This is a genomic window from Mammaliicoccus vitulinus (assembly GCF_029024305.1).
GTDB lineage: Bacteria > Bacillota > Bacilli > Staphylococcales > Staphylococcaceae > Mammaliicoccus > Mammaliicoccus vitulinus.
In genome coordinates this window covers 20,211-42,179 of record NZ_CP118974.1, presented here as the reverse complement: position 1 = coordinate 42,179, position 21,969 = coordinate 20,211, and the positions used below count along the sequence as shown (strand labels likewise).

Annotated in this window: 20 protein-coding genes, 2 tRNA genes, 1 riboswitch and 1 other annotated feature (1 of these 24 cut by a window edge); of the genes, 3 read left to right on the top strand and 19 right to left on the bottom strand. The window is 33.3% G+C overall.

Annotation, left to right across the window (positions count from 1 at the left end; translation table 11 throughout):
• Window positions 1-8: 8 nt before the first annotated feature.
• The gene (locus tag PYW35_RS00195) at window positions 9-884 is read left to right on the top strand and encodes a Dam family site-specific DNA-(adenine-N6)-methyltransferase (RefSeq protein WP_239102456.1); all 876 of its coding nucleotides are present in this window, start codon (window positions 9-11) and stop codon (window positions 882-884) included.
• Window positions 885-900: 16 nt separating this feature from the next.
• Window positions 901-1,623 (top strand): DNA-methyltransferase, encoded by a 723-nt coding sequence (locus tag PYW35_RS00190; protein ID WP_103322422.1) that lies wholly within the window; start codon window positions 901-903, stop codon window positions 1,621-1,623.
• 22 nt (window positions 1,624-1,645) lie between these two features.
• Here the strand turns inward: PYW35_RS00190 and PYW35_RS00185 are convergent, their stop codons facing one another.
• From PYW35_RS00185 to PYW35_RS00145, 9 genes are all read right to left on the bottom strand, one after another.
• Entirely contained in the window at window positions 1,646-3,061 is a 1,416-nt protein-coding gene (locus PYW35_RS00185) for a hypothetical protein (protein ID WP_103322421.1), read from the bottom strand.
• A gap of 87 nt (window positions 3,062-3,148) precedes the next feature.
• Window positions 3,149-3,628: a 23S rRNA (pseudouridine(1915)-N(3))-methyltransferase RlmH gene (gene rlmH, locus PYW35_RS00180; RefSeq protein WP_103322420.1), complete on the bottom strand. Its 480-nt coding sequence runs from the start codon at window positions 3,626-3,628 to the stop codon at window positions 3,149-3,151.
• 283 nt (window positions 3,629-3,911) lie between these two features.
• A complete protein-coding gene (locus PYW35_RS00175) occupies window positions 3,912-4,694 on the bottom strand; it encodes an MBL fold metallo-hydrolase (protein ID WP_103322423.1) in 783 nt (260 codons plus the stop codon).
• Between the two features lie 38 nt (window positions 4,695-4,732).
• Window positions 4,733-5,524 (bottom strand): two-component system regulatory protein YycI, encoded by a 792-nt coding sequence (locus PYW35_RS00170; RefSeq protein WP_103322419.1) that lies wholly within the window; start codon window positions 5,522-5,524, stop codon window positions 4,733-4,735.
• Window positions 5,524-6,846 (bottom strand): YycH family regulatory protein, encoded by a 1,323-nt coding sequence (locus PYW35_RS00165; protein WP_103322418.1) that lies wholly within the window; start codon window positions 6,844-6,846, stop codon window positions 5,524-5,526. The genes PYW35_RS00170 and PYW35_RS00165 overlap by 1 nt, the downstream gene beginning before the upstream one ends.
• Window positions 6,839-8,680 (bottom strand): cell wall metabolism sensor histidine kinase WalK, encoded by a 1,842-nt coding sequence (walK, locus tag PYW35_RS00160; RefSeq protein WP_103322417.1) that lies wholly within the window; start codon window positions 8,678-8,680, stop codon window positions 6,839-6,841. The genes PYW35_RS00165 and walK overlap by 8 nt, the downstream gene beginning before the upstream one ends.
• A gap of 9 nt (window positions 8,681-8,689) precedes the next feature.
• Entirely contained in the window at window positions 8,690-9,391 is a 702-nt protein-coding gene (gene yycF / locus PYW35_RS00155; protein WP_016911383.1) for a response regulator YycF, read from the bottom strand.
• 167 nt (window positions 9,392-9,558) lie between these two features.
• Window positions 9,559-9,631: transfer RNA gene (locus tag PYW35_RS00150), tRNA-Asp, on the bottom strand.
• Window positions 9,632-9,651: 20 nt separating this feature from the next.
• Window positions 9,652-9,726: transfer RNA gene (locus tag PYW35_RS00145), tRNA-Glu, on the bottom strand.
• A gap of 107 nt (window positions 9,727-9,833) precedes the next feature.
• Here PYW35_RS00145 and PYW35_RS00140 point away from each other — a divergent pair.
• Window positions 9,834-10,718: a YitT family protein gene (locus PYW35_RS00140; protein WP_103322416.1), complete on the top strand. Its 885-nt coding sequence runs from the start codon at window positions 9,834-9,836 to the stop codon at window positions 10,716-10,718.
• A gap of 234 nt (window positions 10,719-10,952) precedes the next feature.
• Here PYW35_RS00140 and PYW35_RS00135 read toward each other — a convergent pair whose 3' ends face one another.
• The 10 genes from PYW35_RS00135 to serS all read right to left on the bottom strand — a co-directional run bounded on the left by PYW35_RS00135 (window position 10,953) and on the right by serS (window position 21,835).
• Complete coding sequence (locus tag PYW35_RS00135) at window positions 10,953-12,239, bottom strand: adenylosuccinate synthase (RefSeq protein WP_016911385.1); 1,287 nt, start codon at window positions 12,237-12,239, stop codon at window positions 10,953-10,955.
• 285 nt (window positions 12,240-12,524) lie between these two features.
• Complete coding sequence (gene dnaB / locus PYW35_RS00130; protein WP_026023198.1) at window positions 12,525-13,925, bottom strand: replicative DNA helicase; 1,401 nt, start codon at window positions 13,923-13,925, stop codon at window positions 12,525-12,527.
• Window positions 13,926-14,024: 99 nt separating this feature from the next.
• Complete coding sequence (gene rplI / locus PYW35_RS00125) at window positions 14,025-14,471, bottom strand: 50S ribosomal protein L9 (RefSeq protein ID WP_103322415.1); 447 nt, start codon at window positions 14,469-14,471, stop codon at window positions 14,025-14,027.
• A complete protein-coding gene (locus tag PYW35_RS00120; protein WP_103322414.1) occupies window positions 14,471-16,435 on the bottom strand; it encodes a DHH family phosphoesterase in 1,965 nt (654 codons plus the stop codon). Before PYW35_RS00120 ends, rplI begins: the two co-directional genes overlap by 1 nt.
• A gap of 14 nt (window positions 16,436-16,449) precedes the next feature.
• A complete protein-coding gene (locus tag PYW35_RS00115; protein ID WP_240594812.1) occupies window positions 16,450-17,367 on the bottom strand; it encodes a DUF2232 domain-containing protein in 918 nt (305 codons plus the stop codon).
• Between the two features lie 81 nt (window positions 17,368-17,448).
• Window positions 17,449-18,420, bottom strand: coding sequence for a homoserine O-acetyltransferase MetX (gene metX, locus PYW35_RS00110; protein ID WP_016911390.1), 972 nt, complete (start codon window positions 18,418-18,420; stop codon window positions 17,449-17,451).
• Between the two features lie 68 nt (window positions 18,421-18,488).
• Window positions 18,489-18,590, bottom strand: a riboswitch (SAM riboswitch).
• Between the two features lie 66 nt (window positions 18,591-18,656).
• Window positions 18,657-18,983 (bottom strand): AzlD domain-containing protein, encoded by a 327-nt coding sequence (locus tag PYW35_RS00105; protein ID WP_016911391.1) that lies wholly within the window; start codon window positions 18,981-18,983, stop codon window positions 18,657-18,659.
• Complete coding sequence (locus PYW35_RS00100; protein WP_233709617.1) at window positions 18,980-19,624, bottom strand: AzlC family ABC transporter permease; 645 nt, start codon at window positions 19,622-19,624, stop codon at window positions 18,980-18,982. The genes PYW35_RS00105 and PYW35_RS00100 overlap by 4 nt, the downstream gene beginning before the upstream one ends.
• A gap of 292 nt (window positions 19,625-19,916) precedes the next feature.
• Window positions 19,917-20,432: a YceI family protein gene (locus PYW35_RS00095; RefSeq protein WP_103322411.1), complete on the bottom strand. Its 516-nt coding sequence runs from the start codon at window positions 20,430-20,432 to the stop codon at window positions 19,917-19,919.
• A 125-nt stretch (window positions 20,433-20,557) separates the two neighbouring features.
• Window positions 20,558-21,835 (bottom strand): serine--tRNA ligase, encoded by a 1,278-nt coding sequence (gene serS, locus PYW35_RS00090; RefSeq protein ID WP_103322410.1) that lies wholly within the window; start codon window positions 21,833-21,835, stop codon window positions 20,558-20,560.
• A 64-nt stretch (window positions 21,836-21,899) separates the two neighbouring features.
• Window positions 21,900-21,969 (bottom strand) — a binding site (T-box leader) (it continues 126 nt past the right edge of the window).

Below are 21,969 nucleotides of genomic sequence, written 5' to 3'. Positions count from 1 at the left end.
AGTTTATAATGTTAAAAAGCCCATTGAATTATGTTGGTGGTAAATATAAATTGCTACCACAAATTATACCATTATTTCCAAACGAAATAGATCTTTTTGTTGATTTATTTAGTGGGGGGGCCAACGTAGGTATTAATGTTGAGGCTAAAAAATATTGGTTTAATGATATGAATTACAAAATTAATGAAATGTTCAGATTTTTTTCAACTCAAGATCCTGATGAATTAATTTATAATATAGATGAAATAATTACTAATTGGAATCTATCTAAAACAAATCAAGAAGCCTTTCTCGCATTTAGAAATTACTATAACTCTAATCCCTCACCTATTAATCTATATGTATTAGTAGCGTATAGTTATAATTATCAAATAAGATTTAATAATTCTATGAAATTTAATAATCCATTTGGTAAAAATCGTTCTCAATTCACAAATAATATGAGAAGTAATCTATATAAATTTGTCAAGAGATTGAATGAAATAAAGCCTCTATTTACAGACTATCTTTTTGAACACCTAAATTTGTCAGATTTAAAACCTAACGACTTTGTATACTTAGATCCTCCTTATCTTATAACTAGAGCCAGTTACAATGATGGAAATAGAGGTTTTACAAATTGGAATGAAAATCAAGAATTAAAAATGTATAATTTACTTAATCAACTTACTAGTAATAAAGTTAGATGGGCTATGTCTAATGTCTTAGAAAATAAAGAAAAGCAGCATACTTTATTAGAGAATTTCATAAAAAATAAAAGTGTAGCTGTACATGTATTAAATTATAATTATAATAACTCGTCATACAATTCAAAAGGTGTCGGCAGTAAAGAAGTACTTATTACAAATTACGACGTTTCTAATGGCAATATTTTAAAATACTAAAATTAAGGTGATTAATATGGATTTCAACCGTACTTATTTATTTGATTGTGTATATGGAATTAAAAAATTAATTGCTTCAAATGCTTTAATCGATTTAGTTATTGCAGACCCACCATATGTGATTTCAAGAAAATCTAATTTTGCAACAATGAAAGACCGAAAAAATAGTCGCGTTGGTACTGATTTTGGCAATTGGGACAAAAACTTTGATAATCAGTTATGGATAGAAGCTGCTTATGAAGTAATCAAACCTGGGGGCAGTCTAATTATTTTTAATGACTTTAAAAAATCCAGCATTCTAACTGAAATATGTCATAATCTTGGATTTATATATAAAGATACAATCATATGGCAAAAAACTAACCCCATGCCACGTAATAGAGATAGACGTTATGCACCTGATATAGAAATGCTTCAATGGTATGTAAAACCTGGTAAGAGTTGGACTTTTAATAGACAAGATAGTGCGATGGAACGGTCAGTATTAAAATTTCCTTCCGAAAGTGGTGGCGGCTTTGAAAGATACCATCCTACTCAAAAACCCGTTAAACTTATTGAACACTTAATAAATATACACTCCAATAAAGAAGATATTATATTAGATCCTTTTATGGGAAGCGGAACTACAGGAGTGGCTTCGATGAATACCGATCGTAATTTTATAGGTTTTGATATAGATGAGAAGTATGTTTCTATAGCCAATAAAAGAACGAAGTTTAAGCAACAAAAATTGTTTTAAAAAAAATGACTTAGAATGAAATCTAAGTCATTTTTTTCATTATTTTTTCTAACCATTTTGGACTATTATCGCTAAGATTTATTTGACCGAGATTATTCACATTTAATAACACATCTTTATGAGGTAATTCGTCCTGGTTATTAGATGAATATAAAGTAACCCATTTTGAAAATTGATAATCAGGGTAATATTTCTTCAAGAAATCCTCTTCAAAAGTTGGATAATTTTCTAACTCTTCTATACCTTTTTTCCAATTTTCATATGTTTTGCCCTCTACTAATAAAAGCTCTTTTTCTTTGTGATTAGCTATCACTACATCAGGTATATAATATAATTGATTCATTTTATTTTTTTTAGGTATTACTATGTTCTGATTTTCAGTTATAAAGTATCCTCTCTCACTTCCTGCATGATTTTCATAAATTGCTGGAATATCAAAATAATCACATAATAAATGTAAGAAAATATCCGTAACTTTTTCACTAGTGTTTTCATATTTCCAATATTGAGAAGGTATATATGCTTTAATTTCTGTTAAATCCATTTCTATATTTTCTAACTCTATATTTAATATTGAACAAAGTAATAAAAATTTATTTTTTTTATTACGATTTATGTAAGTTTGTGACACTCCATGCCTAGTGATGACTATCTTTCCATTCCAACCTAACTTTCTCAAAACAGAACTAATTAATGTTAAGGCTCCAATATTAGGATCATGACCAATGTTACCTGCATTCGCTGGCTTTGCTAATCTTCCAGATATAGTTATTAGATTTTTATTTAAATCAAGATTTATATCTACCGGTACATTTCCTTTTGGTGGTTTTCTCATAGAAGATTTAAATTCAATCAAATCTTCTATGCTTCTAAAAGATTCAAACCATTTGTCATCTTTACCTATTAAAGATACATCGAGATTTTTATAAAGACTAGTACCAAACACACTAGTTTCAGAAGGTTTCACTTTACTATCTTTATTACTATCATTATATAGCATGTATAACTTTGAATCAGGATAAAAATGTTCAAAAAAGACAAATTTCGACCCTCTTTGATAAACACCTGTATTTCTACTTTCACTATCTCTAGTTTTAGTTTCTTCAACACCAAATATTAAGTTATTTTCTTTTTCCGGATTTGGTATTTCATTTTGTATAAAAACTAAAAAATCTACGAAACTTGAATATCCTTTTGACAATTTTATTATTATACTATTAATACCTTCAATCTCTATTCCTTTTACTAAATAATTAAACGTAAATCTACCGTCGATTATTTCAGGTATTATTTTAAAATTAGTTTTTTCCTCATTTAAGCGAAGTATTTCATTCTCTTTAATATTTTTGTTATTCAAATGTGATTGAACTAATAATAACAACTGATAAACCACACTTTTTTTAGGTCGTTCTTCTGAAAGAATATATACATTTTGCATCATCTCAACTCCATAATTGCATTATACCTCAATATATTAAAATTTGGAATATAACAAATAATGTGTATAAGTAATTAAAAAACCGCATCACTTATGATACGCTTCCCCACGCATTATCTTAAATGCTCTATATACTTGCTCCATCAACACGACTTTCATCATTTGATGTGGGAAGGTCATTTTGCTGAATGATAGGGCGTAGTTGCTGCGTTGGAGTACTTTACTATGCAATCCGTTTGATCCGCCAATAATAAATGTGATGTGTGAATTTCCTCGTGTCATGAGGTTATCGATTTCTTTACTAAGCTGCTCGCTTGTTAACATCTTACCTTCTATTTCCAGGGTAATGACGTAACTGTCTTGTTTTACTTTCGACATAATACGGTCCGCTTCTTTTTCTTTCACGATCTCTATATCTTTTTCACTCATATTATCTGGTGCTTTTTCGTCTGCTACTTCGATTAATTCTGTCTTCGTATAAGCGCCTAATCTCTTATTATATTCATCTACGGCTTGTTTCCAGTACTTCTCTTTTAGTTTACCGACTGTTATGATTGTTATTTTCATCATTATCCACCTTTATTCATTGTCTTAAAAGTTATCCACAGGTTATCAACTTATGCACAGTTTTCTTTATCATTATATCAACATTTCAATATTTTTGTATATTTTCTTAATATTTAGTCGTTTATTTTTATACATTTTGGTGCTATTTATCCACTGAATTATATACATTGTGGATAGAATAGTGGATAACCCATGTAGTTATGCACAGTTTGTGGACAATTGGGTATAACTGTGTACAAACTAAAAAGATATCCCCAAATCTGAAATTGGGGATATCTTTTGCCTATATATAATATATTGACGTTGCTTTTTCTTTATCTGTGTCGCATAGGATGACTTCTTTGTTTGTATCTATGTCGTTTTCGTTTAATATTTGTCCTACGCTCATTCTTGCTAAATCTTTCATATTATTATCTTGGCTCAAGTGAGAAAGATAAATGCGTTTTGTATTACCTGTTATCACGTCACACATTGCATGTGCTGCGTCTTCATTAGATACGTGACCCATATCACTTAATATACGTTGCTTTGTCTTCCATGGATATCTACCCATTCTTAACATATCTACGTCGTGATTGCTTTCAAATACAAATGCATCACTACCATGTATCATACCTTTCATTCTGTCTGACACGTATCCTGTATCTGTTATCATTGTAAATTTTTTATAGTCATGATTGAAGATATAGAACTGTGGATCTATCGCATCGTGTGACACGCTGAATGACTCGATATCAATACCTGCTAATGTTTTTGTTTCATATGGTTCAAAGTTGAACTTTTGATCAAGTGGTATATTCTTATCTTTAGCTTCTATCATTTGCCACGTCTTCTTGTTGGCATAGATAGGTAGTTTATATTTACGTGCAAGTACGCCTAACCCTTTTATGTGATCGACATGTTCGTGGGTTACTAAGATGCCTTCTAAGTCGCTGATGTTACGGTCTATTTGTTGAAACAGACCTTCTAATTTTTTACCTGTCAACCCTGCGTCTACGAGTAGGCTTCCTTTATCTGATTCTATATAAGTGGCATTTCCTGTACTGCCACTTGCGAGTACGCTCATTGCGATCACAAGTGTTCATCTCCTTTAATTACCTTCTCTTATGATTCTTCTAACACGGTTGATTCTGGTTTGATTGCATCAATGTACAATACTTTAGTCTTACTTTTACCGTTTTCTTTGGATTTAATTTTGACTTCCCATGAAGGAACAAGTACTTGTCCTCCAATTTCTTTAACGACACTATAATAGCCTAATCTCACGGATTCTACTTTATCACCTTTTTTAAGGTATGTGTTGTAATACAATATGTCTAGGGCTGTCTTAGCATCTGCAATTTTTTGCTTATGATTGTTATCTCCGTTACCTGGTTTCAGTTTATCTAAATATGTTTGTGTATATTTATTTACTTTACCTTCTTCTATATTAAAGACGATTTGCCCTTTACTATTATTCAGTATAGGTAAACCTTCATAGTTTTGTTCGTAAATCACTTTATTTTTATCAGTGTTGTTACTTTTATCTTTGTATTCTTTACCTTTAAAGGACTCTTTATTGATGAAGTTTTTGAATGATGATTGTTTGCTATCTTTATCTAAGTCTACATTGATGTCTTTATTTATCTTTGTGTCTTTTTCAGTTAATGTATACACACCTTCAAGTTCATCAGAACTAAACGATTTACTACTGCCTGTTATGGCTTGCATTTCTTTATCTTTATACTCTGGTAACTGTGGAATTTCTATTCCTTCTTTTGAGAAATTTACATCTGATTGTGCGTTAGATTCTTGAACGATCGAGTTGTTAATTTTATTAAAATAGACGACGACCAATCCAATGTTAATCAAAACGAACACAATGATGAAGAGTGACTTGGCATGTTTCCAATCCATTAAGTAAGCCCTCCATTCTCATATCTTTTCCATTCACCATCATATTTAATATACCATTTTGGCGTGAATTCAATTGTATCTTGTAAATTATCAATTTCATTATTTGGTATTGATAAATCATATCCAATCGCTATATTTGTAACTTTATTAAAGTCTATTTGTGCATTAGAAGCTAAACCGTATCTCACTTCTTCTGATGAAGGCAATTCATCTGCTTCTTTTTTAGACGGTACTGCTACACCTGTTGTAATCAATCCTCTATTATATTCATTAATCGTATCTCTACCCCACACAGCTTCGATTGAAGATAGCTTATCATCATTAAATACTGGATAGTTGTTTAAGAACATTTGGTAATCGATTTTGCCCGTCTTCTGATCGGTATCAAATAAACGGAACTCATCTGTATATCCTGCATGTTCATTAATAAATTTAAATGTATTCGTAATCGATTTAGAAATATCTTTTTGACGATTTTCATCTTCCGATAAATTCGTATAACGATACGTTTGCTTTTCTTCGTTTACAGTGGAAATCCCTGTATTATTATTATATGACGAAATGTTATCTTCGTTACTGCGTGCAATAACAGATTCTCCAAGAATAACATCATTTAAGTCCGCTACTGATATTTTATTAGATACATAACGGTAAATGTTCATATTATCAGCAGTCTCAGGTGCATAAATTTGGTTGATTTCATTTGTAGTCGTTTCATTCGTAATGATACCCGTATAAGGTTTCAAATCTGATGCAGCTGCTTTATTAATTTGATCGAATTTATGACTTTTCATCGACGTTTGTAGCTTTACAGCTTTACGTTTATCTTCACTTAATAAATAAACAACCGCTTCGTTTGTAGACTTAGTATCTACTAAAATTCTATCAAAATTAACTTTAGGATAATAACTCATATTCATGCCTAATACCTGATTCAAGTACATTTCACTAGGGACACTGTCAGGGAAGTCTAAAATCGTATAACGTTCAGACAAATCTTCAAGTTCAACAACTGATTCACTGCTTAAAATATCAACTTTCTTAACTTCTTTGCTCAACATTTGATCCGTTATTCTTTTAATATCTTTCACATTAGACGTCCCTTTCACGTCTGTACCATTGCGATTAATCATTCTAAAAGGCATAATCACGCTATCAATAGGCTTACTAATCTTAGGTCCAATAGAAGGGGTATCGGTATTAACATCCGTTTCCAAGTCTGTCAGTTCAGGTGTGAATGTCCATACACGGTATGTCATAAATACACTGACCAACACAAGGATGATAAGGATAGCAGATTTAATAACTTCTCTATTACGCATCCCAATCACCAAACTCATCTTCCATGACTTCACATGGCAAGGTAATATAAATAGATGTGCCTTGACCTTCTTTACTATTAGCCCAAATTCTACCTTTATGTGCTTCAACGATTTCTTTAGTAATCGCTAAACCTAATCCAGTACCGCCCATCTTACGCGCTCTTGCTTTATCTACTCTATAGAAACGATCAAATATTTTATCTACTTTATTAACAGGTATACCGATACCATTATCTTTAATCTGGATCGTCATTCTGTTATATAACGTATTTTGTTTCACATGAAACTCTACACGTTTTTGAGATTCTTGAGAATATTTAATCGCGTTTGTTATAACATTATCAAACACTTGTGTCATCTTGTCAGGATCAATTTCTACAAATAGTCCTTTAACTGGTATATCACGTATAAATGTTACATTCTTACCTTGTGACATTTCATGTCTGTTAATAATTTTATTGATGAACATATTGAAGTCAATCAACTCTGAATTCATTTGATCACTTGAATTGTCCATTTTAGATAGCTGTAATAAATCATTCACGAGACGTATCATACGATCGGTTTCTTCTCGTGTAACATTTAAGAATGTAGGCGCAACTTCTGGATCACGCCAAGCACCTTCTTCTAGTGCTTCTATATAACTTCTCATGGATGTTAACGGTGTACGCAATTCATGTGAAACATTCGCAACAAATTCGCGTCGTTCATTCTCTAAAATATGTTGTTCTGTAACATCGTGTAATACCGCAATATAACCATTAATAAAGCCGGTATCTTGAATGATTGTACTGAAGTTAACGCGTGCAATGATACCCTCTTCTTCGTTTACATCGATAATGAAGCTATCATTGTTCTCTTGTAAATCATCTAATGAGTAATCATCATCAATATTAAGAATGTCTAACATATGTTTAGCTTCTACATCAGAACGTTCTAGCCCCAACATCTTAAGCGCCATTTCATTGATGATTCGTACGCGACCACGTCTATCCGTCGCTAATACACCATCACTCATATGTGTGATGACAGAGTCGAGACGTCGTTTTTCACTTTCAGTATTCGCTTGTGCTTCTTGTACACGTTTCGATAAGTTATTAAATGATAAGGCCAGTTCACCAATTTCATCATTTCCATATATCTTCACGCGCTGTGTATAGTTACCTTTAGACATTTCTAATGTTTGGTTACGCATATCTGATATTGGTTTCGTAATTGTTCTCGCAATAAAGAAACCGAGCACAATTGTGATCAATAATGAGATTGCCGTACCTATAATGAAAATCTGGTTAATGTTGTTTAACTGCTCATATACAGAATCAATATCTGATTCAACGTATATATCTCCTACAACTTCACCTTCATATTTAACGGATTTATTTTTAATCCACACTCTGTTCCTATCTGAAGAATCATTTTTCAAAACGATTTTATCATTGGATTTACCTAACGATAATGCCTTTTGTACAGAGCTATCATTTACTTTTTGATTGACGGTATTCTGATTTGTAGCTTTAGATGTCGCAACGATAATTTGATCTTGATCAATAAATCTAATTTCATCAATTTCAGTTCGGTTTGCATAGTCATCTAGTATACCTTGTATTTCTTTTTGGAAGTTCCGATTTGGATCTTCTGAGTTGTACGTTTTCTTTATGTTGTAATTAATCTGTTTCACGTGTTGCTCAATGTTTGTCTTGAAGTTACGCGTCAGTTCTTTCTCAAGACTGTTTGTAAAATACAAACCGATAATTTGCATACCAATAATGATTAATAAAACATAAATGACGACAAGTTTAATGTGTAAGGACTGAAATTTCTTTAGCCAATTCATACTATCAGCCTACTCTTGCGTTTGTAGGAAATAACCCACACCTCTACGCGTTACGATATATTCTGGATGAGATGCATCGTCTTCGATCTTTTCACGTAGTCGGCGTATCGTTACGTCTACAGTACGCACGTCACCGAAGTAATCATAACCCCATACAGTTTGTAGTAAATGTTCACGCGTCATAACTTGTCCAATATGTTTCGCTAAATAATGGAATAACTCAAACTCACGATGTGTTAATTCGATATCTCCACCACGCTTTTTAATTGAATAAGCATCTGGATATACTGTAATATCTTTAATAACAATTTCATTCGTTTCTTCATTTTCTGCTTGAGTAGGTTGTGAATAATGTCTACGTAAGTTCGCTTTAACACGCGCAATCAATTCACGTGTTGAAAATGGTTTCGTAACATAATCATCTGCACCGAGTTCTAAACCTAACACTTTATCAATTTCTGAGTCTTTAGCTGTTAACATAATGATAGGCATTTCAAATTTCTTTCGAACTTCTCGACAAACTTCCATTCCATCTCTACCAGGTAACATAATATCTAATAACACTATGTCTGGTTCCTCTGCATATATCAAGTCTACTGCGTCATTACCGTCATATGCGCAATAAACATCATAACCTTCTTTTTTTAAATTAAATTCAAGTATATCTGCTATTGGTTTTTCATCATCAACGACTACTATTTTTCTAGCCATATGTTTACCTCATTTCTTTTTGAAAATAAGTATCTTCAAGCACACACTCGTGCATGATATCCTATACTATAATTTAACACTATTTGTCCATTAATTCTATTGTTTGGCGTTATTCTATAATTGTACAACAAAAAAATGCTTATCGTTATTACGATAAGCATTAAAAGCGGTCCCGACGGGAATCGAACCCGCGATCTCCTGCGTGACAGGCAGGCATGTTAACCGCTACACCACGGGACCTTATATGTATATAATTTAGATGGTGACCCCTACGGGATTCGAACCCGTGTTACCGCCGTGAAAGGGCGGTGTCTTAACCGCTTGACCAAGGGGCCTCTGTTTAACACAAGATTGATTATAGCATGACTGTTATACAGAAGACAAGATTTTATTTTAAATTTTTTATATAATATAAATAGAAGTAATAAAAAGGGATGATGATATGGAGCAAGAACAAGTTATAAAAAAAGGACATCGCAAATTAAGTAAAGGAGAAATCCTGAAACGATTCATTTTTATCACGATAGGTAGCGTGTTAATGGGCGTTGGATTAGAACTATTTTTAGTCCCTAACAAATTACTTGATGGCGGAATAGTAGGCATCGCGATTATTTTAAGTCATTTAACTAATATGAAACTCGGACTATTTATATTCATATTGAATATTCCCTTTTTCTTTTTAGGTTATAAACAAATTGGTAAGACATTTACGATTTCTACTATTTATGCGATAACCGTCTTATCAATTACAACTGCCTATTTACATCATTTTGAACCTTTTATTAGAGAAACATTTTTGGTTACAATTTTTGGTGGCGCAATTATAGGTTTCGGTGTCGGTCTCGTCATTAGATATGGCGGATCTTTAGACGGTTCTGAAATCAGTGCAATTTTAGTGAGTAGTAAAGCACCTTTTTCAGTTGGAGAAATCGTGATGCTCATTAACTGTTTCATATTCGCAGCAGCCGGATTTGTCTTCAATTGGGAGTCGGCCATGTTTTCCGTAATCGCATACTTTATCGCAGCTAAAATGATTGATGTGACCGTTCAAGGATTTGATGAATCAAAAGCAGTATGGATTATTAGCGATACATATCGAGACATCGGTGAAGCAATTAACGACCGTCTAGGTAGAGGTGTAACTTATCTTAACGGAGAAGGCGCTTATACAGGAGAAGATAAAAAAGTCGTATTCTGTGTAATCACTCGACTAGAAGAATCTAAACTAAAAGATATCGTTACTGAAATCGACAATACCGCATTTCTATCAATAGGAGATGTCAGCGAAGTTAAAGGTGGACGCTTTAAAAAGAGAGAAATTCATTAATATTGAATAAAAACGCATGAAAACTTATAAATTTAGTATGTGAGTTAGACATCCGTATGATAGGGAAGTCTTAATAAAGCTTGGCATGATAAGTTTTTGTGCTTTTTTATTTTAAGTTGGTTATGATATTTCAAGAGAAGCTTACAAGAGCAAAATCGTAACACTATATAAAAAAAGCATATCACGCTTATGACTGAAAAATTCAGTAGCGTGATATGCTTTTTTATTTAAAACTTAATCCCATAAGTTTTCTAATAAGTTTGTTTGGTTTCTATCTGGTCCTACTGAGAAGATAGAAATTTTTACGTCACATAATTCAGAAACGCGCTCTAAATAACGACGTGCGTTATCTGGTAATTCTTCTAATGAACGGCATCCTGTAATGTCTTCTTCCCAACCTGGTAATTCTTCAAAGATTGGTTTACAACGTTCTAATTCTTTTAAGTTTGCTGGGTATTCTGTAATTTCAACACCGTCAATTTCATAAGCTGTACAGATTTTAACTGTTTTAAGACCTGTAAGTACGTCGATTGAGTTGATTGATAAGTCTGTAATACCACTTACGCGACGTGAGTGACGTAATACAACTGAGTCAAACCAACCTACACGGCGTGGACGTCCTGTTGTTGTACCGTATTCACGACCAACTTCACGGATATGGTGACCATCTTCATCGAATAGTTCTGTAGGGAATGGACCGTCTCCTACACGTGATGTATAAGCTTTACATACACCGATAACTTTAGATACGTATGTTGGACCAACACCGCCACCTACTGTAACGTTACCAGCAATTGGGTTACTTGATGTAACGAATGGATAAGTACCATGATCGATATCTAACATGACACCTTGTGCACCTTCGAATAAAACTTTTTCATCATTTACGAAAGCATCGTCTAATAATTTAGGTGTGTCTGTAACAAATTCTTTTAAGCGTTGTCCAGCAGCAAAATATGTTTCAAAGATTTCTTCAAACGTGAAACCTTCAGCATTGAACATTTTTTCAAACAATTCATTTTTATATTCTAGATTTTCTTTTAAGCGTTTTTCAAATGTTTCTTTATCTAATAAATCAGCCATACGAATACCGATACGTTGCGCTTTATCTACATAAGCTGGACCGATACCTTTTTTAGTTGTACCAATTTTGTTGTCTCCGCGTTTTTCTTCTTCTAGTTCATCTTGTTTTAAATGATATGGCAAGATTACTTGTGCACGGTTAGAAATTCTCAAGTTATTTGTTATAACACCGCGTTCGTTTAAAGCATCTAATTCTTTTAATAAAGCAACTGGATCTACTACGACGCCATTACCGATAACACTTAATTTATCTTTATAAAATATACCTGATGGTACTAAGTGTAATTTAAAAGTTTCTCCATCAAATTTTATTGTATGACCTGCATTGTTACCACCTGAAAAACGTGCAATAACGTTTGCATCCTCTGCTAAGAAATCTGTAATTTTACCTTTACCTTCGTCTCCCCATTGCGTCCCAACTACTACGATTGATGACATGTGAGCACCTCCGCTTTTTCTCATTAACCATAAAGTATTCTATCAGTCCTATAACTAAATTGCAAACTAAAAACGAACATTAGTAAGGAGTGTTTTTTTACAACCTATAAATGTATGATAAACTCTATCAAAGACCATAACCATAGTGTTTAAAAGGATTTAACCTTAAATATTTCATTGTACAAACACAAACATAAAGAAATAATTGTCACTTTACATAAAACAAAAGGCGTACATTATAATAGAAAACTATATAAATGTACGTCTTTTGACTAAAAAACTTTTTTATCCAAATTCCATTCCAGCATGTTGATAATCAATATCTGTGAATTTGTTGTATTGTTTCATGAAGTGAAGTTTAACCGTACCAGTTGGACCATTACGTTGTTTGGCGATAATAATTTCTATTTCACCATTCTCATCTTGTGCACCGGCATCCATTGCTTCTCCATCTTCGTCTTCTCCACCTCTTGAATAGTAATCTTCTCTATACAAGAAGGCAACGATATCCGCATCTTGCTCAATAGAACCCGATTCACGAATATCACTCATCATCGGTCTCTTATCTTGTCGCTGTTCAACACCACGGGATAACTGACTTAGTGCGATAACAGGGCATTCTAGTTCCCTAGCTATCGCTTTAAGCATACGTGAGATTTCAGATACTTCTTGTTGTCTGTTGTCTGAGCTACGTGAACCACTACCTTGAATGAGCTGTAAGTAGTCAATCACAATCATGTCCAATCCGTGTTCTTGTTTCAATCTACGACATTTTGCGCGTATATCCGTGATACGGATACCTGGCGTATCATCGATAAATATTTTTGTGCGAGATAGTTTACCGACAGCTACTGTAAACCTACTCCAGTCTTCTTCTGTCATCGACCCTGTACGCAATCTGTTCGAATCAACGTTACCTGTACTACAAATCATACGCGTTGCCAGCTGATCTGCACCCATTTCGAGTGAGAATATGCCGACAGAGTACAAATCTTGATGCGTAGCGACTTGTTGGGCAATATTTAATGCGAAGGCAGTCTTACCGACAGAAGGACGTGCCGCAATAATAATCAAATCATTGCGGTTAAAGCCTGCTGTCATTTGGTCTAAATCTCTATATCCTGTTGGTATTCCTGGCGTTTGACCACTGTTTTGATCAAGTTGCTCAGCGTTATCAAATACAATACTTAAGACATCTTTAATATCTTTGAATCCTTCTGTACCTCTTGAAGCAGAAATTTCTAATATTCTTTTCTCTGCGTCACCTAACAATGATTCTAAATCCAGTTCTGGATTATACCCATCTTCAGCAATACTATCTGCTACACGAATCAATTGACGTTTCACTGCATGCTTAAACACGATATCTGTGTAGAAATGAATATTTCTAGTTGTCGGAACATTGTTTGCTAATTCAGCTAAATATGCAGGACCACCCGATTCTTCTAACAAAGATTCAGCTGCTAACTCATCCATCAGTGTTACCGAATCAATTTCTTTATTCTGCTCATTTAACATCAACATCGCTCTAAATATATGTTGGTGATTTGCACGATAGAAAGCTTCAGGTATTAACGTTTCACCTGTTGAGTTAATCAGTTCAGGATCAATCAAGATTGCACCGATAACAGATTGTTCTGCCTCTATACTATGGGGCATTTGTTTCGCATTCATCATATTATCCATACCATCCATACTGATTACTCCTTTCCGTTTTTAATATTTTTTATTATAACGCATTAAAATAGGTCGGTAAATCAAATACCGACCATTTTAATGAATCACTTACGCTTCTACAACATGTACTTTTAATGTTCCAGAAACTTTATTATGAAGTTTAATAGAAACTTTTGTATAACCTAGGCTATGAATGCCGTTAGGTAAATCCATTTTACGTTTGTCCACTTTAATTTGATGTTGTTTTTCTAATGCTTGAGTAATTTGTTTCGTACTTACCGATCCGAACAATTTACCACCTTCACCTGTTTTAGCAGGAATTTCAACTTCTAATTCTTCTAGTTTTTGTGCAAGTGCTTTTGCATCATCTATTTCTTGTTGTTTTAACTCTTGTTGGCGTTTATTTTGTTGTTCTAATTGTTTCATGTTTCCAGGAGTCGCTTCTACAGCATAATTATTTTTTATTAAGTAATTTTGACCATAACCTACTGGTACGTCTTTTACTTCTCCTTTTTTGCCTTTACCTTTAACATCTTGTGTGAAAATAACTTTCATTATTCTTCCACTCCTTTTTCTTCTGATTCAACAACCTTAATTAATTCTTCGATTGCTTTCTCTACTGATGTATTTTTAATTTGTGTTGCGGCATTTGATAAATGACCGCCGCCACCTAATGCTTCCATTGTTAATTGTACATTCACTTCACCTAATGAGCGGGCGGAAATACCAATTGTATCTTCGGAACGTCTTGCAACTACGTAAGATGCTTCTACACCTTCTAAACCAAGCAACTCATCTGCTGCTTGTGCCACTGTAACAGGATGATACGTTTGATGATCCTCACCGTGTGCAATCGCGACGCCACTACGGAATAGTTTAACAGTCTTAATTAAATCCGAACGTTTAATATATGTGTCTATGTCATCTTTTAAGAAATGCTGACATAGAATGGTATCTGCACCGTGACTTCTTAAAAAGCTCGCTGCATCAAATGTTCGTGATCCAGTTCTTAAAGTAAAGTTACGCGTATCAACTATGATACCTGCTAACATAATTGTCGATTCGATTCTCGTTAAACGATGTTCTGTTGGTTGATACTCTAATAATTCTGTAACGAGCTCTGCAGTTGAACTTGCATAAGGCTCCATATAAACAAGTAGCGGGCTAGAAATAATACTTTCTCCTCGACGGTGATGGTCGATAACCACTTTTCTATTTGCCTTGTTCAGCAAATTCTCGTCTATTACAAGTTCAGGTTTATGCGTATCCACAACAACGAGCGTCGTACGTGGTGTCATTTCATGCCATGCTTCTTCTGATGTAATAAACCGTTCTTTAAGGTCAGGTTTCTCATCTATTTCAGTCATAACACGCTCTAAAGTGCTATCAATATCAGAGTCATTTAACACGATATAAGACTCTAAATTATTCATTTTAGCGATACGAGAAACACCGATTGCAGCACCGATTGCGTCCATATCTGGTGATTTATGACCCATAATAATAACTTTATCACCTTCAATTAAGATATCTCTTAATGCATGAGAAATTACACGAGCACGGACTCTTGTTCTTTTTTCCATTGGATCCGTTTTACCACCGTAAAATCTTACATTACCGTTACTATTTTTAATCGCTACTTGGTCTCCACCTCTACCGAGCGCTAAATCTAAACTGGATTGAGATAGCTCACCTAATTCAATTAAGTTCTCACTACCTTCACCGATACCGATACTCAGTGTTAATTGATGTCCGATTTCTCGCGTTCTATCTCTTAAGTCATCTAACAAATTGAACTTCAATGTTTCTATATCTTGTAAAATACTATTATTTAATAAAGCTACAAATTGATCCGAACTATAACGTTTAATATAGAGTTGATAACGTGATGACCAATCATCAATTACACTCGTGATAATACTGTTAATTTCGGAACGTTGAGAATCGTTCATATTCTGAGTAATTTCGTCATAGTTATCTAAGAAAATCGTCGCTATGATTGGTTTTTCATTTTCATATAATTCATACACATGTGCAGACTCTGTAATATCGAAAAGATAAATCGCTTTTTCATCTTCGGTATACGTAACTTTATATTTATATGAACCTTCTTCAATCTCTACTTCTGGCGTATTTTCTAATCTTTTTAAAATGTTTGGAAAGATTTCATTAATCGGTTCGTCTAAAACATCTCGCTCTAAGCGCTTATTAACAAAATTATTAATCCATTCGATATGATCTTTTTTATCTAATAGTATTACACCTATTGGCAAGTCACTAACAGCACTTGTCTTACTTTTAGTAATTCTTCCGGCTAAACTTCCAATATATAAGTCTAATTTCGCAAAGCTTTTTCTAATAAAAAATATGCTTATTGCAATTAGAATTATCGTAACAACCGTCGAAATAATCGCCCAAAATATCGAATTAAAAAAACTGAAAACGAGTAGCACTAAAGCTAATATCATCATAATGATATACGGAAATATTAGGGCTTTCTTAACTGATTGACGGTTCATAAACTCACCTCAATTTACTTTTTTATGCGTTGTTTTAAATTAAACCAAATATCCATTAATCCAAATAAGTATGCAAACGGCTTAAATATGAAGGCCATTACAAATATCAAAACACCTACAATAATAGGTAATTTTTTTACTTTTACGTATAAATGGAACAAGGATAATGCTTGAATAAATATAACCCATTCTAACACAAATTGTAAGTTAGTGACTATGCCATACATCACTACGTTTTCTTTTGAAACAAACAAACTTACAAGTACAGTTATCACAAATACAAACGCAACACTTCTATTAATTTGCCACATAAATAATGGTCTGAATACTGGTGTCGCTACTTTGAATTTTCTTAATATAGGGAAAGTCACGAGTAAATTAACGAGAACAAGTACAAATACCCATAATATTATATACCCAGGAATGCTTACTTGTAATATCTCCATTGAAACTCGTAATGCTTCTTCAATTTCTGTCGTTAAATTTCCACTCATTTGAAAATAAGACATTAATACATCTTGATACTGACTAAATAACTTGCTTGTTAAAGGTATGTTCCCTGTAATTTGTAAAATTAACACACTACCGATTGTTAATATACTCATAAATGATGTAACTAAGTATAAAATACGTTCTTTTGATGTACGTTCAAGTAACAATTGCCCAATGAATACACTCATAAATACCATAAGCGTCATCGCTGTTAATAAAAACATATTATTGAATAGTACGGTCGCACATAATGTCACGACAACAGTCACAAAAAACGACGGTTTAGATCGATACCAAAGTATTGTTCCAGGTATCGTAATGAACGGTAATATAATAATTACTAAATATGGTGCGAAATTCATAACTACCACACTTAGCACTAGTGCTAATGTTGCTATAATTGTCGCTTTTATATCGACTTTAAAAGACAAATTTTTCACTTCCCAATCTAATTTAAACATCTTTCTTTATTTTACAGATTTTTATCTCTTAAAACAATGTAGGTGACTTTTTAAATGATATTAGCGTGCTTTGAATTTATGTAATTTTAAGAAGTGATAGACGTTAGGTGCCCAATCTCCGAAGTTTAATAAGAATCCATCGTGACCAACATTGTCTTGCACGAAGAAATGTCTATGATATTTAAAGAATCTACCTAAAGCTCTCACTTGATCATCTGGATACAATAAATCATCCGCAAAGCCTAAAGTTAAGACTTTCGTTTCTAGTTGTTGTAATCTTTCTTCAACATCATTACGGCCTTTAAATATGTCATGGCTATCTAATACGTCTAACAAGGTTAAATAACAATCTTTATCGAAAGTTTCTTTAAATTTATTACCTTGATATTTTTGATAACTCACGACATCATCTGCTGAAAATCTCGCCTCATAATCTTTACTTGAACGATAAGTTAAGAAGCCGAGCTGTCTTGCTATACTCAAGCCATCTTGTCCATTCATATTTATAACTTGTCTAGCGATTTCATTAAATGCTCTGCTATATGATGATGTCTTCTCAGTCGCTGCTAATATAACGGCCTTTTTAACTTCAATTGATCCATCGTAAAGCATTTCTAGAGTTTGCATACCGCCTAAAGAACCGCCGATGAGTACATCTATTTTTTCATAGCCAAAATGTTTTAAAGCTAAAATATTCGCTTTCGAAATATCTCTCATCGTTAATTTTTCTGGGAAATTTGATGTATTCAATTTAGAACTCGAACCATAAGGGCTACCAATTACGTTGAATGTAATAAATTGATAATCATTAATTGAAAGGTAACCACCATCTATAATTTCTCTCCACCAGCCTGGATTTTCATCGTCGCCATACGTTAAATGATTACCTGTTAACGCGTGACAAATAACGACTAAAGGTTGACCTTTATATCCAACATATTCATATTGAAGTTTCAAGTTATCAATCACTTCGCCAGATTCTGTTTCAAAATATCCTAATTCGACTAAACCTGTTTCTCGAGAAATAATCATATTAGAACCCCCTCTGTTATTAAATAGAAAAACTTCTTACTCGTTAAAGAAGTAAGAAGTCCTCATCATCCTTATTATGCGAGTAAACTCGTTGGTAGTAGCACCGTATCCAATATGACCGGTTGCTGAAGTGTCATCGGGCCAAATCCCTTAACTTCTCTGAATAAGCTTTGCTATATAATTTATATTAAGAATACTAGAAAAGAGCATTTCTTTCAATAAGGTAACGAATGAAATTAAAAGACGAATCGGACCATCGCCATGATAAACATCCCTGCTATAACTGTGATTGTTAAACTTCTAGATATTAAAGCGATCATGATGGTTGGAACGGCAACAATCATACTTTCATAATTCAATGTAAATCCAGACGTACCTTCTTGGTTTAACATGCCTTCGACGATTAATGCAGTAAACAGACAAACAGGTACATACTGTAACCACTTAATCACATTTTTCGGTAATTCAACCTTCGCTAAAAGTACAAAAGGCGATACTCTAATCATCCACGTTAAAACAAAACAACCTGCCGTAATCAACAACAAATAAGTCGAAATACTCATTTATCGAACACCACCCCTACTACTGAAGCAATGATGGTCGCTATAATAATAGATAAGTAAGTCGGCATAAATAATGTAAGGAGCATCATGCTTACAATCGTTAGTACAATTAAATATATATATACGGTGATTTTACTTTTATGTATCGTTTCAAATTGGGCCACAAGTAAAAATATGAACATCGCTGTTAGTGCATAATCCAGCCCAAATGTTTCTGGCTTAGGAATTAAATTCCCTACTAAACCGCCTAATATAGATGTCAAAATCCATAATAAATAAGCCGAAATATTTAAACCGTGCATCCAAGTTGAATTTAATGATTTTTCTTTCGCATATTTCGTAATTGCAACACCAAATGATTCATCTGTAACGAGTGTTCCGATACCGATGTTAGACCAAAATGAATTGCTTTTAAATGCTGGAACGAGCGCTAAACTTTGTAGAAACATTCTAGAATTAACAAAGAATACGGTTAAAAAAATCGCTGATATAGGAGATTGAATGGCAACTAAAGCACAAATAATAAATTGAGCAGCACCCGCATATACAAAGATAGATAATAATGTGATTTCTAAAATAGATAAACCTGATGAAACACCAACAATACCAAATGCTAATGCGACACTAAAATAACCAAGCATAGTAGGTATACAATCTTTAACGCCTTGAAGAAACGAATCTTTATGAGTCACGCTATAACTGTTCAACGCCCTACCTCCAAACAAAATATCACTACAAGAGGAAGTCTAACGTTTGTCTAACCTCAGTCTGACTTACCTCTTTAATAATTTTAATATGTCTTAGTTTTATCATACCTAAAGTACATTAGCAATAATGCTTGATTAAATATTCGGAAAATAATAAACAAAACAAAAAAACTACGTACAAAGCTTTTTTAACTTTGTACGTAGTTCTTATATAATCTATTATAAATTATTCGCCTAAACTGAATTCAGCACTTGCTTCGAATTTAACATCTCTACCGATCATTACGCCACCTGTTTCTAATGCTTGGTTAAATGATACGCCGTATTTTTCACGATCAATTTTACCATTTACTACGAAACCTGTAACTGTTTCACCGTTTAATGGATTTTTACTTACGCCGTTGAAATCAACGTCGAAAGTTTCTTTGTGTGTTGTACCAGCCATTGTTAAATCTCCAGTAATTGAATCTTCACTGATTGATTTTGTTTCAAACGTAATGTTTGGATTTTCATCTGCACTAAAGAAATCTGCTGATTTTAAGTGTCCATCACGGTCTGCATTTTTAGTATTAATTGAATCTGCTTTAATTGTTACTTTTGCTTTTAATGATGATAAATCATTAATGTCTCCTGAAACTTCTACATCATAGTCTTCAAAAGTTCCTTTAACGCGAGATACCATTAAATGTTTTACTGTAAATTCTAAACTACTGTGTGTTTTGTCAAAATTGAAATTAGTCATGTGTCAAAACTCCCTTTATTTATTTTATATACTTATTATATCAGATATAAAAAGTATATTCAAGATTTAAGTCTAAAAAAAGAGCAACCAATATATGATTACCCTTTTTGTAAGATTTAACTCACTTATAGTTCAATTGTTTCAAGTCCACCCATAAATGGTACTAATGCTTCAGGCACTGTGATTGTTCCATCTTCATTTTGATAGTTTTCGACAATTGCTGCAAAAGTACGACCAACTGCTAAACCACTACCATTTAATGTGTGTACGTATTCAGGTTTAGCATCTTTATCACGTTTAAATCTAATGTTTGATCTTCTAGCTTGGAAATCGGTCATATTTGAACAAGAACTGATTTCTTTATAATCATTGTAGCTCGGTAACCATACTTCTATATCATAAGTTTTAGAGCTTCCAAAGCCTATATCGCCTGTACATAGATTAATTGTTCTGTAAGGTAATTCTAGCGCTTGAAGAATGTTTTCAGCGTGCCCTGTAAGTTCTTCTAACGCATTGAAAGAATCTTCAGGTTTTTCATATCTTACCATTTCTACTTTGTTGAATTGGTGCAATCTAATTAGACCTCTAGTGTCTCTTCCCGCAGAACCTGCTTCACTTCTGAAACATGCTGATTGGCCAGTAAATTTAATAGGGAATTGTTCATTTTGTAACACTTCATTACGATAGAAATTCGTTAATGGTACTTCTGCTGTAGGAATTGTATATAATCCTTCTTTTTCCACTTTGAATAAGTCTTCTTCAAACTTAGGCAATTGGCCAGTACCAAACATTGAATCTGCATTTACAAGTTGTGGTACCATCATTTCAGTATAACCATGTTGAGTTGTATGCATTGTCACCATGAAATTCATAAGCGCTCTTTCAAGTTGAGCACCTTTACCTGTTAAAAATACGAAACGTGCACCTGATACTTTAGCAGCTCTATCAAAGTCCACCATTTTCAAGCTTTCAACTAAATCCCAATGTGCTTTAGATTCAAAATCAAATGCACGAGGTGTACCCCATTTACGAACTTCAACATTATCATCTTCATCTTTACCAACTGGTGTTTCGTCACTAATTAAATTAGGAATTCTTACTAATTTATAAGTAACGTCATCATTTATTTGATTTAATTCTTGATCTATTTCTTTAATTTGATCGCCGACTTGACGCATTTCTAATATAACGTCGTCCGCGTTCTCTTTATTACGTTTTTTCTGAGCGATTTCTCCACTCACTTTATTACGACGAGATTTAAGTTCTTCCGTTTGAGCAATTAACTCACGACGCTTTTTATCTAATTCTAAAATTTCATCGATGACTTTTGGGTCATCACCTCTTTTTGATACTTTGTCTTTAACGAATTCTGGTTCAGATCTAATTAACCTAATGTCTAACATAATATTTCCTCCCTCTTATTCCATAATTGTTTAAGAAAAAAAGCACCACGTTCCTTGTTGTTACACAAGGGACGTGGTGCTTACGCGTTGCCACCCTATTTAACAGTCGTATAGACTGCACTCTAAGTCATATA

Excerpts from the sequence above, each read along its gene's own strand:
- PYW35_RS00195 (WP_239102456.1), top strand. The coding sequence starts at position 9 with ATGTTAAAAAGCCCATTGAATTATGTTGGTGGTAAATATAAATTGCTA.
- PYW35_RS00190 (WP_103322422.1), top strand. The coding sequence starts at position 901 with ATGGATTTCAACCGTACTTATTTATTTGATTGTGTATATGGAATTAAA.
- PYW35_RS00185 (WP_103322421.1), bottom strand. The coding sequence starts at position 3,061 with ATGCAAAATGTATATATTCTTTCAGAAGAACGACCTAAAAAAAGTGTG.
- rlmH (WP_103322420.1), bottom strand. The coding sequence starts at position 3,628 with ATGAAAATAACAATCATAACAGTCGGTAAACTAAAAGAGAAGTACTGG.
- PYW35_RS00175 (WP_103322423.1), bottom strand. The coding sequence starts at position 4,694 with ATGAGCGTACTCGCAAGTGGCAGTACAGGAAATGCCACTTATATAGAA.
- PYW35_RS00170 (WP_103322419.1), bottom strand. The coding sequence starts at position 5,524 with ATGGATTGGAAACATGCCAAGTCACTCTTCATCATTGTGTTCGTTTTG.
- PYW35_RS00165 (WP_103322418.1), bottom strand. The coding sequence starts at position 6,846 with ATGCGTAATAGAGAAGTTATTAAATCTGCTATCCTTATCATCCTTGTG.
- walK (WP_103322417.1), bottom strand. The coding sequence starts at position 8,680 with ATGAATTGGCTAAAGAAATTTCAGTCCTTACACATTAAACTTGTCGTC.
- yycF (WP_016911383.1), bottom strand. The coding sequence starts at position 9,391 with ATGGCTAGAAAAATAGTAGTCGTTGATGATGAAAAACCAATAGCAGAT.
- PYW35_RS00140 (WP_103322416.1), top strand. The coding sequence starts at position 9,834 with ATGGAGCAAGAACAAGTTATAAAAAAAGGACATCGCAAATTAAGTAAA.
- PYW35_RS00135 (WP_016911385.1), bottom strand. The coding sequence starts at position 12,239 with ATGTCATCAATCGTAGTAGTTGGGACGCAATGGGGAGACGAAGGTAAA.
- dnaB (WP_026023198.1), bottom strand. The coding sequence starts at position 13,925 with ATGGATAATATGATGAATGCGAAACAAATGCCCCATAGTATAGAGGCA.
- rplI (WP_103322415.1), bottom strand. The coding sequence starts at position 14,471 with ATGAAAGTTATTTTCACACAAGATGTTAAAGGTAAAGGCAAAAAAGGA.
- PYW35_RS00120 (WP_103322414.1), bottom strand. The coding sequence starts at position 16,435 with ATGAACCGTCAATCAGTTAAGAAAGCCCTAATATTTCCGTATATCATT.
- metX (WP_016911390.1), bottom strand. The coding sequence starts at position 18,420 with ATGATTATTTCTCGAGAAACAGGTTTAGTCGAATTAGGATATTTTGAA.
- PYW35_RS00105 (WP_016911391.1), bottom strand. The coding sequence starts at position 18,983 with ATGAGTATTTCGACTTATTTGTTGTTGATTACGGCAGGTTGTTTTGTT.
- PYW35_RS00100 (WP_233709617.1), bottom strand. The coding sequence starts at position 19,624 with ATGCTTGGTTATTTTAGTGTCGCATTAGCATTTGGTATTGTTGGTGTT.
- PYW35_RS00095 (WP_103322411.1), bottom strand. The coding sequence starts at position 20,432 with ATGACTAATTTCAATTTTGACAAAACACACAGTAGTTTAGAATTTACA.
- serS (WP_103322410.1), bottom strand. The coding sequence starts at position 21,835 with ATGTTAGACATTAGGTTAATTAGATCTGAACCAGAATTCGTTAAAGAC.